The sequence below is a fragment of the Streptomyces sp. NPDC002776 genome, assembly GCF_053592195.1.
In genome coordinates, this window is the sequence record NZ_JBSFVG010000018.1 from 98,282 (window position 1) to 111,659 (window position 13,378).

At 73.2% G+C, this 13,378-nt stretch carries 11 protein-coding genes; 8 read left to right on the forward strand and 3 right to left on the reverse strand.

Features of this window, described 5'->3' with window-relative positions:
• Window positions 1–54: 54 nt before the first annotated feature.
• A complete protein-coding gene (locus ACWD11_RS29485; protein WP_451286616.1) occupies window positions 55–3,429 on the forward strand; it encodes a pyruvate carboxylase in 3,375 nt (1,124 codons plus the stop codon).
• A 2-nt stretch (window positions 3,430–3,431) separates the two neighbouring features.
• Here ACWD11_RS29485 and ACWD11_RS29490 read toward each other — a convergent pair whose 3' ends face one another.
• The gene (locus ACWD11_RS29490) at window positions 3,432–4,073 is read right to left on the reverse strand and encodes a class I SAM-dependent methyltransferase (RefSeq protein WP_451286617.1); all 642 of its coding nucleotides are present in this window, start codon (window positions 4,071–4,073) and stop codon (window positions 3,432–3,434) included.
• Between the two features lie 133 nt (window positions 4,074–4,206).
• On the opposite strand from ACWD11_RS29490, the gene pgm reads away from it, so the two are divergent.
• Complete coding sequence (pgm, locus tag ACWD11_RS29495) at window positions 4,207–5,847, forward strand: phosphoglucomutase (alpha-D-glucose-1,6-bisphosphate-dependent) (protein ID WP_389418920.1); 1,641 nt, start codon at window positions 4,207–4,209, stop codon at window positions 5,845–5,847.
• A 286-nt stretch (window positions 5,848–6,133) separates the two neighbouring features.
• Here the strand turns inward: pgm and ACWD11_RS29500 are convergent, their stop codons facing one another.
• Window positions 6,134–6,667, reverse strand: a complete 534-nt coding sequence (locus tag ACWD11_RS29500; RefSeq protein ID WP_389418919.1) for a DoxX family protein — start codon at window positions 6,665–6,667, stop codon at window positions 6,134–6,136.
• Between the two features lie 92 nt (window positions 6,668–6,759).
• Window positions 6,760–7,281, reverse strand: coding sequence for a GNAT family N-acetyltransferase (locus ACWD11_RS29505; protein WP_389418918.1), 522 nt, complete (start codon window positions 7,279–7,281; stop codon window positions 6,760–6,762).
• Window positions 7,282–7,288: 7 nt separating this feature from the next.
• Between ACWD11_RS29505 and ACWD11_RS29510 the strand changes: the two genes are divergently transcribed.
• The 6 genes from ACWD11_RS29510 to ACWD11_RS29535 all read left to right on the forward strand — a co-directional run bounded on the left by ACWD11_RS29510 (window position 7,289) and on the right by ACWD11_RS29535 (window position 13,374).
• Entirely contained in the window at window positions 7,289–7,867 is a 579-nt protein-coding gene (locus ACWD11_RS29510; RefSeq protein WP_389419212.1) for a helix-turn-helix domain-containing protein, read from the forward strand.
• Window positions 7,864–9,045, forward strand: coding sequence for an MFS transporter (locus ACWD11_RS29515; protein WP_451286620.1), 1,182 nt, complete (start codon window positions 7,864–7,866; stop codon window positions 9,043–9,045). The genes ACWD11_RS29510 and ACWD11_RS29515 overlap by 4 nt, the downstream gene beginning before the upstream one ends.
• A gap of 64 nt (window positions 9,046–9,109) precedes the next feature.
• Window positions 9,110–10,768 carry a hypothetical protein gene (locus ACWD11_RS29520; RefSeq protein ID WP_451286622.1) on the forward strand — a complete coding sequence of 553 codons (1,659 nt, stop codon included), beginning with the start codon at window positions 9,110–9,112 and terminating at the stop codon, window positions 10,766–10,768.
• Between the two features lie 135 nt (window positions 10,769–10,903).
• Window positions 10,904–11,767 (forward strand): trypsin-like serine protease, encoded by an 864-nt coding sequence (locus ACWD11_RS29525; RefSeq protein ID WP_451286624.1) that lies wholly within the window; start codon window positions 10,904–10,906, stop codon window positions 11,765–11,767.
• A 70-nt stretch (window positions 11,768–11,837) separates the two neighbouring features.
• On the forward strand, window positions 11,838–12,455 hold the full coding sequence (locus tag ACWD11_RS29530) for a TOPRIM nucleotidyl transferase/hydrolase domain-containing protein (RefSeq protein ID WP_451286626.1): 618 nt from the start codon (window positions 11,838–11,840) through the stop codon (window positions 12,453–12,455).
• Between the two features lie 49 nt (window positions 12,456–12,504).
• The gene (locus tag ACWD11_RS29535; RefSeq protein WP_389418913.1) at window positions 12,505–13,374 is read left to right on the forward strand and encodes a fructosamine kinase family protein; all 870 of its coding nucleotides are present in this window, start codon (window positions 12,505–12,507) and stop codon (window positions 13,372–13,374) included.
• Window positions 13,375–13,378: the final 4 nt, after the last annotated feature.

Here is a 13,378-nt window from a genome sequence, read left to right on the forward strand (position 1 = left end):
GCGCGACGGGGCCGACACCATGGTGCACCTCACCCGCAGGCGAAGGGATCACGAATGTTCCGCAAGGTGCTGGTCGCCAACCGAGGCGAGATCGCGATTCGGGCCTTTCGTGCGGGCTACGAGCTGGGCGCGCGGACCGTCGCCGTCTTCCCGCACGAGGACCGCAACTCGCTGCACCGGCTGAAGGCCGACGAGGCCTACGAGATCGGCGAACCGGGACATCCGGTGCGCGCCTATCTCTCCGTCGACGAGATCGTCGGCGCGGCCCGGCGCGCCGGCGCGGACGCCGTCTACCCCGGCTACGGCTTCCTCTCCGAGAACCCCGAGCTGGCCCGGGCCTGCGCGGCGGCGGGCATCACGTTCGTCGGACCGGACGCGGACATCCTGGAGCTGACCGGCAACAAGGCCCGCGCGGTGGCCGCCGCCCGCGAGGCCGGCGTACCCGTGCTGCGCTCCTCCGCGCCCTCCAACGACATCGACGAACTCGTCCGCGCCGCCGAGGACGTCGGCTTCCCGGTGTTCGTCAAGGCCGTCGCGGGCGGCGGCGGGCGCGGGATGCGCCGCGTCGAGGACCCCGCCCAGCTCAGGGAGTCCATCGAGGCCGCCTCGCGCGAGGCGGCGTCCGCCTTCGGTGACCCGACGGTGTTCCTGGAGAAGGCCGTCGTCGAACCCCGCCACATCGAGGTGCAGATCCTCGCCGACGGCCACGGCAACGTCATCCACCTCTTCGAGCGGGACTGCTCGGTGCAGCGCCGCCACCAGAAGGTCATCGAACTCGCGCCCGCCCCCAACCTCGACCCGGCCCTGCGCGACCGGATCTGCGCCGACGCCGTCCGGTTCGCCCGGCAGATCGGCTACCGCAACGCGGGCACCGTGGAGTTCCTCCTCGACCGCGACGGCAACCACGTCTTCATCGAGATGAACCCGCGCATCCAGGTCGAGCACACGGTCACCGAGGAGGTCACCGACGTCGACCTGGTCCAGTCCCAGCTGCGCATCGCCGCCGGCGAGAGCCTCGCCGACCTCGGGCTCTCCCAGGAGACCGTCACCCTGCGCGGCGCCGCCCTGCAGTGCCGCATCACCACCGAGGACCCCGCCAACGGCTTCCGCCCCGACACCGGCCGGATCAGCGCCTACCGCTCACCCGGCGGCTCCGGCATCCGCCTCGACGGCGGTACCACCCACGCCGGTACGGACATCAGCGCCCATTTCGACTCCATGCTGGTGAAGCTCACCTGCCGGGGCCGGGACTTCGCCGCCGCGGTGGGCCGCGCCCGGCGTGCCGTCGCCGAGTTCCGCATCCGCGGGGTGTCCACCAACATCCCGTTCCTCCAGGCGGTGCTGGACGATCCGGACTTCCAGGCCGGCCGGGTCACCACCTCGTTCATCGAGCAGCGCCCGCATCTGCTCACCGCCCGCCACTCCGCCGACCGCGGCACCAAGCTGCTGACCTACCTGGCCGACGTCACCGTGAACCGGCCGCACGGCGAGCGGCCCGACCTCGCCGACCCGATGGCCAAGCTGCCCCCCGTACCCGAGGGACTGCCGCCCGCGGGCTCCCGGCAGCGGCTCGTCGAACTCGGCCCCGAGGGCTTCGCCCGGAACCTGCGTGAGGCGCCCACCCTCGGCGTCACCGACACCACCTTCCGCGACGCCCACCAGTCCCTGCTCGCCACCCGGGTCCGTACGAAGGACATGCTCGCCGTCGCCCCGGTCGTCGCCCGCACCCTGCCCGAGCTGCTCTCCCTGGAGTGCTGGGGCGGCGCCACCTACGACGTCGCCCTGCGGTTCCTCGCCGAGGACCCCTGGGAGCGGCTGGCCGCCCTGCGCGAGGCCGTCCCGAACATCTGCCTGCAGATGCTGCTGCGCGGCCGCAACACCGTGGGCTACACCCCCTACCCGACCGAGGTCACCGACGCCTTCGTGCAGGAGGCCGCCGCCACCGGCATCGACATCTTCCGCATCTTCGACGCCCTCAACGACGTCGACCAGATGCGCCCCGCCATCGACGCCGTACGCCAGACCGGGACCGCCGTCGCGGAGGTGGCCCTGTGCTACACCGCCGACCTGTCCGACCCGGACGAGCGGCTCTACACCCTCGACTACTACCTGCGCCTCGCCGAGCGGATCGTCGACGCGGGCGCCCACATCCTGGCCGTCAAGGACATGGCCGGACTGCTGCGGGCCCCGGCCGCCGCCACCCTCGTGACCGCGCTGCGCCGGGAGTTCGACCTGCCGGTGCACCTGCACACCCACGACACCGCCGGCGGCCAGCTCGCCACCTACCTCGCCGCGGTCCAGGCCGGGGCGGACGCCGTGGACGGGGCGGTCGCGTCCATGGCGGGCAGCACCTCCCAGCCGTCCCTGTCGGCGATCGTGGCCGCCACCGACCACACCGCCCGCCCGACCGGCCTCGACATCCAGGCCGTCGGCGACCTGGAGCCGTACTGGGAGAGCGTCCGCAAGGTCTACGCCCCCTTCGAGTCGGGCCTGCCCGCGCCGACCGGCCGGGTCTACCACCACGAGATCCCCGGCGGTCAGCTGTCCAACCTGCGCACCCAGGCCATCGCGCTCGGCCTCGGCGACCGCTTCGAGGACATCGAGGCCATGTACGCCGCCGCCGACCGGATGCTGGGCAGGCTGGTGAAGGTCACCCCGTCCTCGAAGGTGGTCGGCGACCTGGCCCTGCACCTGGTGGGCGCGGGCGTCTCCCCGGCAGACTTCGAGGCGGAGCCCGACCGGTTCGACATCCCCGACTCCGTCATCGGCTTCCTCCGCGGCGAGCTGGGCACCCCGCCCGGCGGCTGGCCCGAGCCGTTCCGCAGCAAGGCCCTGCGCGGCCGCGCCGAGGCCAAGCCGCCCGCGGGCCTCACCGCCGACGACCGCGCGGGCCTGGTCAAGGACCGGCGCGCCACCCTCAACCGGCTGCTGTTCCCCGGCCCGACCCGGGAGTTCGAGACCCACCGCCAGTCCTACGGCGACACCAGCGTGCTGGACAGCAAGGACTTCTTCTACGGCCTGCGCCAGGCCAAGGAGTACGCCATCGACCTCGAACCCGGGGTGCGGCTGCTGATCGAGCTGCAGGCCGTCGGTGACGCCGACGAGCGCGGCATGCGGACGGTGATGTCCTCCCTGAACGGCCAGTTGCGGCCCATCCAGGTCCGCGACCGGGCGGTGGCCTCGGACATCCCGGCCACCGAGAAGGCCGACCGCTCGAATCCCGGCCATGTCGCGGCGCCGTTCGCGGGCGTGGTGACCCTCGCGGTCGCCGAGGGCGACCAGGTGGCGGCCGGGGCGACGGTGGCGACCATCGAGGCGATGAAGATGGAGGCGTCGATCACCGCCGCCAAGGACGGCACGGTCTCCCGGCTCGCGGTCAACCGGATCCAGCAGGTCGAGGGCGGTGACCTGCTGGCCGAGATCGGCTGAGGTCAGCGACGGCAGTACAGGAACAGGTGGGGCTCGGGCCCCGCTCCGGGGTGGTCCGGGGTGAAGACGGTGCTGTTCCGCGACAGCACCGTCAGCCCCGCCGCCTCCACCACGGCGACGAGGTCCGCCTCCGCGAAGCTCGTCGCGCGCACCGGACGGCCCATGAAGACCACCTCGACGTCCGCCACGTCCGCGGGCACGGTCGCCAGCACCAGATGGCCACCGGGCCTGAGAGCCCGGGCCAGCCGGTCCACCACCGCCGTCTGCTCCGCGCGGGTCATCTGCAGCAGCGAGAAGAACACGCACACCCCGTCGAACGAGCCCTCCTCCAAGGGGAGTTCACGGATGTCGGCGCAGCGGAACTCGGCCCCGGGGACCTGCCGGGCGGCGAGTTCGACCATGACGGGGGAGACGTCGACGCCCAGCACCGAGTGGCCCGCCGCGGTGAGCGCGGCCGCGGTCGGCCGTCCGGTGCCGCTGCCCACGTCCAGCGTCCGGGCGGCGGGCGGCAGCCGTTCGAGCAGCCACTCCAGGGCGGACAGATGGGCGGGGGCGTGGGCGAACGCCTTCTCGTAGTCGGCACCCAGCGCGTCGAACAGCGCTGCGGCGGGCGGGCGTTGCTCCTCGTACGGCACGTCGCGCATCCCTTCGCTCGGCGGCCCGTATCGTCGCACCCTGCGGACTCGCGCCACAACGGCGGCCCGGTGCGCGTCCCCGCGCCCAGCAGGGAAGAATGGGGTCCGTAACCGACGGTCGAAGCGTGCTGAGGAGCCGGAGATGCAGGACGAGCGAGCAGGGCAGGTCGCCGGGCCCGAGGACCTCATCGATGTGGCCCGCCTGGTCACGGCGTACTACGCGCTGCACCCCGACCCGGCCGAGCCGGGCCAGCGGGTGGCGTTCGGCACCTCGGGACACCGCGGCTCGTCCCTCGCGGCGGCGTTCAACGAGGACCACATCGCCGCCACCAGCCAGGCCATCTGCGAATACCGCACGGCGAAGGGCACCGACGGGCCCCTCTTCCTCGGCGCCGACACCCACGCCCTGTCCGAGCCCGCCCGGATCACGGCGCTGGAGGTGTTCGCCGCCAACGACGTCACCGTCCTCATCGACCAGACCGACGGCTACACGCCCACCCCGGCGGTCTCGCACGCCATCCTCGCCCACAACCGCGGCCGCACCTCCGGCCTCGCCGACGGCGTGGTGGTCACCCCCTCGCACAACCCGCCCGCCGACGGCGGCTTCAAGTACAACCCGCCGAGCGGCGGCCCGGCCGGCTCCGACGCGACCTCCTGGATCCAGGACCGTGCCAACGAGATCATCACCGGCGGCCTGAAGGACGTACGGCGCATCCCGTACGCCCGCGCCCTGGCCGCGCCCGGCACCGGCCGCTACGACTTCCTCGGCACCTACGTGGCCGACCTGCCGAACGTGCTGGACCTGGACGCGATCCGGACCGCGGGCGTACGCATCGGCGCGGACCCGCTGGGCGGCGCCTCGGTGGCCTACTGGGGCCGGATCGCCGAGCAGCACCGGCTCGACCTCACGGTGGTCAATCCGCTCACCGACCCCACCTGGCGCTTCATGACGCTGGACTGGGACGGCAAGATCCGCATGGACTGCTCCTCCCCGTACGCCATGGCCTCGCTCATCGAACAGCGCGACCGGTACGACATCGCCACCGGCAACGACGCCGACGCCGACCGGCACGGCATCGTCACACCCGACGGCGGTCTGATGAACCCCAACCACTATCTGGCCGTGGCGATCTCCTACCTCTTCTCGCACCGCGAGCGGTGGCCGGCGGGTGCCGGGATCGGCAAGACGCTGGTGTCGTCCAGCATGATCGACCGGGTCGCGGCGGAGGTCGGCCGCCCGCTCGTCGAAGTCCCCGTCGGATTCAAGTGGTTCGTGGACGGCCTGGCCGACGGCGGCCTCGGCTTCGGCGGCGAGGAGTCGGCGGGCGCGTCCTTCCTGCGCCGGGACGGCTCGGTGTGGACCACCGACAAGGACGGCATCATCCTGGCGCTGCTCGCCTCCGAGATCACCGCGGTCACGGGCAAGTCACCGTCGCGGCACTACGCCGAACTCACCGAACGCTTCGGCTCGCCCGCCTACGCGCGCGTGGACGCCCCCGCGTCCCGCGAGGAGAAGGCGCTCCTCGCGAAGCTGTCACCGCAGCAGGTCACCGCCGACACCCTCGCCGGGGACCCGGTCACGACGGTCCTGACCGAGGCCCCGGGCAACGGCGCCGCCCTCGGCGGCATCAAGGTGTGCACCGCCAACGCCTGGTTCGCGGCGCGGCCTTCGGGCACGGAGGACGTCTACAAGATCTACGGCGAGTCCTTCCGCGGAGCGGACCACCTGCGCCAGGTCCAGGAGGAGGCCAGGTCGGTGGTGCTGGCGGCGCTGGGCGGCTGACGCGGGCCCAACACTCCACGGCACAGCGGGCATTCGGGGACGAGGCCCGCTGCGCCGCTCCCGCCTGTGCGGTGCGCGCCGGGCGGATAAGAACCGGGGTGCCCGAACCCGGGCGGACGTGCGGTGACCGCGGCGGCCGGCGCCGGTCAGGTGGGGACCGCGGTCAGCAAGACCGCAGGCCGGAACTGGCGGTGGCGACGCCCGGTCACCGCCGTGGTCTGCGGCGGTCAGCCTTGGCCGTCGTACGGCCCGACCGAACCTTGGCCCTGCATAGCGCCGGGCGGCGTCAGCGGGAGAGCTTGGCTCGGGTGCTGGCCGCCCTCGCCGCCGGGCGGGCCGTCGCGCGCATGGAGCGGCTGACCAGGCGCGCGTCGCGGCGCAGGCCCTTGGCGGTGTGGCGGCTGCGCCAGGCCAGGGACGGGGAACCGCCGGTGTCGTCGGCGGCGATCAGCAGGCCGCCGAGCATCGACATGTTCTTCAGGAAATGGATGCGCTGCTGGGACCGCCGCTCCGGGTCGTCCTCCTCCCAGAAGCGGTGCCCGGCCAGCGTGGTCGGCACGAGCGTCGCCGCGATCGCGAGCGCGGCGATCCGGGGCATCCGGCCGATGCCGAGCATGACGCCCGCGGCGACCTGGACGGCGCCGTTGAGCCGCACCAGCTGCTCCGTGCGGTCCGGCAGGACCTCCACCCGTTCGGTGATCGGCTGGACGACGGGCTCCGCGGCCGGGGCCACGTCCTTGGGGTTGCGCAGGGAGTCCAGACCTCCGGTGACGAACATCGAGGCAAGCATCGGACGTCCGGCTACACGCAGCAGACTCATGGCACTCTCCGGATTCGTGGCGTACGGACTGCGGTGATCACCGTGTTCCCGCCCCGCCCGGGCTCATGCGCCGCCCTCGGAACGACCGGCCACTACTCGCCGAGCCGCAGCTGCATCAGCGTCAGGTCGAACCAGCGGCCGAACTTCGTCCCGGCCTCCTTCAGGGTGCCGACATGGACGAACCCGCGGTGCTCGTGCAGCCGGATGGAGGTGCCGTTGCCCGACTCGATCGCGGCGATCATGCTGTGCTGGCCCGTCGCGCGCGCCGTGGCGATGAGCGCGGTGAGCAGGGAGCCGCCGATGCCCAGACCCTGGTGGCCGTCGCGGACGTAGACCGAGTCCTCCACCGTGTGGCGGTAGCCCTCCAGGGCCCGCCAGGGGGCGTAGGAGGCGTATCCGGCGATCTCCCCGGCCACCTCCGCCACCAGGGCCGAGCCGCGGTCGAGATGGTCGGCGAACCAGGCCCGGCCCTCGGCGGGGGAGTGCGGGACCTGCGTCCACAGGGCCGTCGAGTGCTCGACGGCGTGGTTGCGGATCGCGACGACGGCCTCGGTGTCCTCGGGCCGTGCCGCGCGGACCGTGACACCCCCTCGCTTCTCATATACTGGAATCATGTCCAATATGATAGATCCTCTGGTGGAGCGCATCGCCACCCGCATCCGTGCGGAGCGCGAGCGCCGCCGGTGGACGCTGGCGCAGCTCGCGGACGCCTCCGGGGTCTCCCGGGCGATGATCAACCGGATCGAGCGCGGCGAGAGCAACCCCACGGCCGTCGTCCTGGGCAAGCTGTCGGCGGCGTTCCGGATCAGCGTCGCATCCCTGCTCGCGCAGGCCGAGGAGCCCCCGGCCGAGACGCAGGCGATGGGCGTACGGCGGCGGGCCGACGATGCCGAGTGGACCGACCCGGAGACCGGCTACCGGCGCCGCCAGATCACCTCCCCGCGCTTCCCCGCCGAGATCGCGGAGATCCACCTGCCGCCGGGGGCCCGCGTCCCCTACCCGGCCGCCGCCTTCGCCTTCCTCCAGCAGCTCGTGTGGGTTCTGGAGGGCCGGCTCACCTTCCAGGACGGCGACACCGTCCACGAACTCGGCGCCGGGGACATCATCGAACTCGGCGACCCCGCCCCCCGCGTCTTCGCCAACACCGGCACGGACGCCTGCCGTTACGCCGTAGTCCTCAGCCGGACCGCCCGGCCGTGAACCGTAGTCCTCGCCGGGGCGGCACCGCCCTGCTCGCCGCCATGGCCGGTACGGCGATAGCCGACAACTACACCCTCCAGCCCGCCCTCACCGTCGTCGCCGCCGACCTGGACGTCCCGCTCTCCGCGATCAGCCTCGTCCCGTCCGCCGCCCTCGCCGGCTCGATGACCGGCTTCGCCCTGCTGCTGCCCCTCGCCGACCGCATCGCCCCGAACCGCCTGGTCGCCGCCCACTTCACCGCCCTGACCGCCGGCCTCGTCCTGGCCGCCACCGCCGCCGACGCGGCCGTGCTGGTGGCCGCCCACCTGATCATCGGCGCCGCCGCCTCGGTCGCCGCCCAGGCGAGTGTCATCGCGGGACGCCTGGCCGCACCCGGCCGCCGCGGCGCCGCCGTCGCGCTCGTGGCGACCGGCCTGTCCGCCGGCATCCTGCTCAGCCGACTCGTCGGCGGCGCCCTCACCGATCTGCTCGGCTGGCGCGCGATGCTCCTGGCCTGCGCCGCCCTCGCCCTGCTCGGCGCGGCCACGGCCGCGGCACTCCTGCCCCGCGAACGGCCCCGGGCCCGTGACTCCTACCGTTCCGCGCTGGCCATGCTGCCCCGGCTTCCGCTGCGCGAGGCGCGGCTGCGGCGGGCGGTCGCCACCGGAGGGCTGTGGTACCTCGCCTTCACCCTGCTGTGGGTCGGCCTCGCGCTCTCCCTGGCCCGGCCCCCGCACTCCCTCGACCCCACCGCCATCGGCCTGTTCGGCCTGGCCGGACTGCTCGGGTTCGCCGTCCTGCCGTTCACCGGGCGCCTCGTCGACCGTCACGGCCCGCACACCGTGATGACCGGCGCCGTGGCCGTCGCGGCGTGCGGCACCCTGCTGATCGCCCTCGCCCCGGACCACCTCGCGGCCATCGCCGTCGGCCTCGCGGTGTTCGACGCGGGCTGCTTCGTCGCGCAGGCCGCCAACCAGAGCCTCGTCATCGGCATCGACCCCGCCAACTCCGGCAGCCTCAGCGGCGCCTACCTGGTGCTGTACTTCGCCGTCGGCGCCCTCGGCACCGCCCTCGCCGGGCCGCTGCTGGACGCCATCGGCATGCGGGGCACCACGCTCGTCGCCGTCGGCGCGCTGGTCGGGGCCGCCCTCCTCGCGCGGGGCGCCGAGCCCCTCGTACGAGTGAGACAAAAGCGTTAGTTCCCGGGCGGGTTCCGGGAACTCCGCAAGAATCCTGATTCCGAGTCGGCGTCAGGAGACACTCGTGGACTACTACGACCTCGGCCCGCACGGCCGGACCGTCACCACCGCGTCGCCCGCGGCGCAGCTCTGGTTCGACCGCGGGCTGACCTGGACGTACGCCTTCCACCACGAGGAAGCCGCCGAGTGCTTCCGGAGGGCCGCCGAGGCCGACCCCGACTGCGCCATGGCCCACTGGGGCATCGCCTACGCCCTCGGCCCGAACTACAACAAGCCCTGGGAGTTCTTCGACGAACGGGACCTGCTGCGCACCGTCGAACGCACCCACCACGCCGTGGAGTCGGCGCACGCCAAGGCGGCCGGCTGCACCCCCGTCGAACAGGCCCTGATCGGCGCCCTGCGCGCCCGCTACCCCCAGGCCGAGGCGGTCGAGGACTGCTCGGTGTGGAACGCCCCCTACGCCGACGCCATGCGCGCCGTCCACGAGCTCGCCCCGGACGACCCGGACATCGCCGCTCTGTACGCCGACGCGCTGATGAACCTCACGCCGTGGCACCTGTGGGACCTGCGCACCGGACAGCCCGCGGAAGGCGCCCGCACCACCGAGGCCAGGGAGGTGCTGGAGCGGGTCGTGGAGTCACCCCAGGGCCGACTGCACCCGGGCGTGCTGCACCTGTACATCCACCTCATGGAGATGTCCCCGACGCCCGAGGCCGCGCTGACCGCCGCCGACCGGCTGCGCGGACTCGTCCCCGACGCCGGACACCTCCACCACATGCCCTCCCACCTGGAGGTGCTGTGCGGGGACTACCGGCGGGTCGTCTCGGACAACACCACGGCGATCCTCGCCGACGAGAAGGTCCTCAGGCGCTCCGGGGCGATGAACTTCTACACCCTGTACCGCGCGCACAACTACCACTTCCGGATCTACGGAGCCATGTTCCTCGGCCAGTCCCGGGTCGCGCTGGAGACCGCCGACCAGTTGGAGGCCGCCGTACCGGAGGATCTGCTGCGGGTGCAGAGCCCGCCCATGGCGGACTGGCTGGAGGCCTTCCTCGCCATGCGGGTCCACGTACTGATCCGCTTCGGCCGTTGGTCCGACATCCTCCGGCTGCCGAGGCCCGCCGACCCCGGGCTGTACTGCATGACGACCGCCATGCTCCACTACGCCCGCGGCGTCGCCCTCTCCGCCACCGGCCGGATCCCCGAGGCCGAGACGGAACAGCGCCTGTTCCAGGAGGCGGCGGCCAGGGTGCCCGAGACCCGCATGCTGTTCAACAACACCTGCGCCGACATCCTCGCCATCGCCGCGGCCATGCTGGAAGGCGAACTGGAGTACCGCAAGGGCCGGTTCGAGGCCGCCTTCGCCGCCCTGGAACGCTCGATCGACCTCGACGACCACCTCCCCTACGACGAACCGTGGGGCTGGATGCAGCCCACCCGGCACGCCTACGGCGCCCTCCTCCTGGAACAGGGCCGGATCGCCGAGGCGGAGGCGGTCTACCGGGCCGACCTCGGCCTGGACGGCACCCTGCCGAGGGCGTGCCAGCACCCCGGCAACGTATGGGCGCTGCACGGCCTCCACGAATGCCTCACCCGCCAGGGCAAGGAGGGCGAGGCCCGCATCGTCGCCCAACAGCTGAAGATCGCCGCCGCGTTGGCGGACGTACCGATCGAGTCGTCCTGCTTCTGCCGGCTCGACACGGGCGGCTGCTGCGCCTAGACGCCGCGCCGGCCAGGGTCTCGGTCCGGTCGGCGATCACCGTGCACCCCTTGCCACCGCCTCACGCAGGCGCTTCACTTGGCGCACCTCCCACAGGAGAACACCCGAGCCCACCTTGCAGAAGGGGTAGTTCTTTTGTCAGCGATCCGTGCCACCGCCGTCACCGCGGCGGCCTGTGCGGCCGTGCTCACCACCGCACTGCCGTCCTCGGCCATCAACTCCTACAACGCGACGCCCGCACCCGAGCGCACCGAGGTCGGCGCGCTCGTCGCGACGTGGGACCACGACGACGACCCCACCACCCCCGACCGGGTCGACTGGGTCTGCTCCGGAACCATGATCGACGCGAACACCTTCCTGACGGCGGCGCACTGCACCACCGACTGGCCGGACAACGTGCGCTTCCACGTGTCCCTGGACCAGGACGTGCAGTCCGGGCTCGACGCGGCCGCGGCGAAGTACCCGGGCGACCCGGCCGCGCAGGCGAACGCCGTCGCCGTCGCGGGCACCGCCCACAATCACCCCGGCTACCCGGGCCCCGCCTCCGACACCCGTGACATCTCCGTGGTCGAGGTGCCCGCGGCGAGGATGGCGGCCCGCTGGAGCTTCACGCCCGCCACCCTGCCCACCGCGAACCAGCTCGGCACCCAGGACCTCAATTCCGCCGACTGGCTCGTCGCCGGGTACGGCACCCAGGAGGCCGTGCGCGGACCGGGCGGCCACACCCACCCGGGCGGCGGCGTGCGCATGAAGGCGCCCGTCACCTTCAACGCCCTCAACCCCTCCTGGGTCCGCCTGGGCATGACCGCACCGCAGGGCAACGGCGGTGCCTGCTACGGCGACTCCGGCGGCCCCAACTTCGTGACGCTGGGCGGGAAGAGGATCCTGGCGGCCACCACGATCACGGGTGACACCCCGTGCTACGCGACGAATGTGACGTACCGTCTGGACACCCCGGGAGCACGGTCCTTCCTGTCGCCGTTCGTGAAACTGCCGTAGCTCGACGCGTCTTCGGCGGGACGGCCGTAAATCCCTCGCGTCGGGGGCGGAACTGGCCGAGACTCGGCTCATGGTGGACATGGGGGCGTTCCGGGACGCGGTCACCGCGTGGGCGGCGGGCGGCCCCGCCGGCCCCGCCCATGAGCTGGCCGCGCGGCACACCGTCCGGACGGTCGTCCTGCTCGAAGGGCTCAGCGACGTCGCGGCGGTCGACGCCCTGGCGGAGAGCCGTGGCCGGGATCTGGCGGACGACGGCGTCTGCGTCCTGTCGATCGGCGGCGCGATGAGTGTCGGGCGCTACGCCCAACTCCTCGGCCCACCCGGCCTGGGCCTGCGCCTCACGGGCCTGTGCGACGAGGCGGAACGCCCCTACTATGCCCGCGGTTTCACCCGGGCCGGCGCGGCGGAGCGGGACTTCTTCGTCTGTGCGGCGGACCTGGAGGACGAGCTCATCCGCGCGCTGGGCGTGCCCCGGATCGAGGAGCTCGTCCACGAGGAGGGCGACGCGCGCCCCCTGCGGACCTTCCTGCGCCAGCCCGCCCAGCAGGGCCGCGCCCCGCAGCAGCAGTTGAGGCGCTTCTTCGGAACGAAGAAGGGACGCAAGATCCACTACGGCCGGGTCCTCGTCGAGGCCCTGGACCCCGACCGCGTTCCCGCCCCGCTCGACGACCTGCTCGCCGCCCTCTGACCGCTCGGTGAGCCCCGTGCCCAGCGGGGCAGCGGCTTACGCTGCCGTCATGAGGGATGCACAGGAGCAAGCGGCTGCCGTGGCGGCCCGCTTCACCGGCGGTGCCGTGGTCGGCGCACGGCGCCTGTCCGGCACGCTGGCCGAAGTCACACTCGACGGCGGGCGGGTGGTGATGGTCAAGCGCGGCGACGGCGGGCCCGGCGCGACCCGGGCCGAGGCGGCGGGGCTGCGCTGGCTGGGGGAGTCCGGTACGGTCCGGGTGCCGACCGTGCACGGGCACGACGAGGAGTGGCTGGTGACGGACCGCGTCCCGGCGGGCCGCCCGAACCCCGAGGCGGCGGAGCAACTGGGCCGCGAGCTGGCCGCGTTGCACGCCGCGGGCGCCCCGGAGTTCGGGGCGCCGCCGCCCGGCGGCCCGAGGGACGCGTACATCGGCCTGGCCCCGATGGGGAACGTCGACGGCACGAACTGGCCGCGCTGGTACGCCGAGCACCGGGTGCTGCCGTATGTGCGCCGGGCGGTCGACGGGGGCACGCTGGACGCCCGCGAGGCGGTGGAGTTCGAGCGGGTCTGCGCCCGCCTGCCCGATCTGGCGGGCCCCGCCGAACCTCCGGCCCGGCTGCACGGCGACCTGTGGAACGGCAACGTCCTGTGGGGCGCCGACGGGCACGCCTGGCTGATCGACCCGGCCGCCCACGGAGGTCACCGCGAGACGGACCTGGCGATGCTCCATCTCTTCGGCTGCCCCCACCTGGACCGGATCCTGGACGGCTACCAAAAGGCCGCACCGCTCAGCGACGGCTGGCCCGCCCGGATCGCCCTGCACCAGCTCTTCCCGCTGCTGGTCCACGCGGTGCTCTTCGGCCGGGGCTACGCGGAACAGGCGCTGGCGGCGGCGCGGTCGGTGCTCACGCGCTGACGTG

Coding starts and splice junctions, on each gene's coding strand:
- ACWD11_RS29485 (WP_451286616.1), top strand. CDS start 55: ATGTTCCGCAAGGTGCTGGTCGCCAACCGAGGCGAGATCGCGATTCGG.
- ACWD11_RS29490 (WP_451286617.1), bottom strand. CDS start 4,073: ATGCGCGACGTGCCGTACGAGGAGCAACGCCCGCCCGCCGCAGCGCTG.
- pgm (WP_389418920.1), top strand. CDS start 4,207: ATGCAGGACGAGCGAGCAGGGCAGGTCGCCGGGCCCGAGGACCTCATC.
- ACWD11_RS29500 (WP_389418919.1), bottom strand. CDS start 6,667: ATGAGTCTGCTGCGTGTAGCCGGACGTCCGATGCTTGCCTCGATGTTC.
- ACWD11_RS29505 (WP_389418918.1), bottom strand. CDS start 7,281: ATGATTCCAGTATATGAGAAGCGAGGGGGTGTCACGGTCCGCGCGGCA.
- ACWD11_RS29510 (WP_389419212.1), top strand. CDS start 7,289: ATGATAGATCCTCTGGTGGAGCGCATCGCCACCCGCATCCGTGCGGAG.
- ACWD11_RS29530 (WP_451286626.1), top strand. CDS start 11,838: ATGGTGGACATGGGGGCGTTCCGGGACGCGGTCACCGCGTGGGCGGCG.
- ACWD11_RS29535 (WP_389418913.1), top strand. CDS start 12,505: ATGAGGGATGCACAGGAGCAAGCGGCTGCCGTGGCGGCCCGCTTCACC.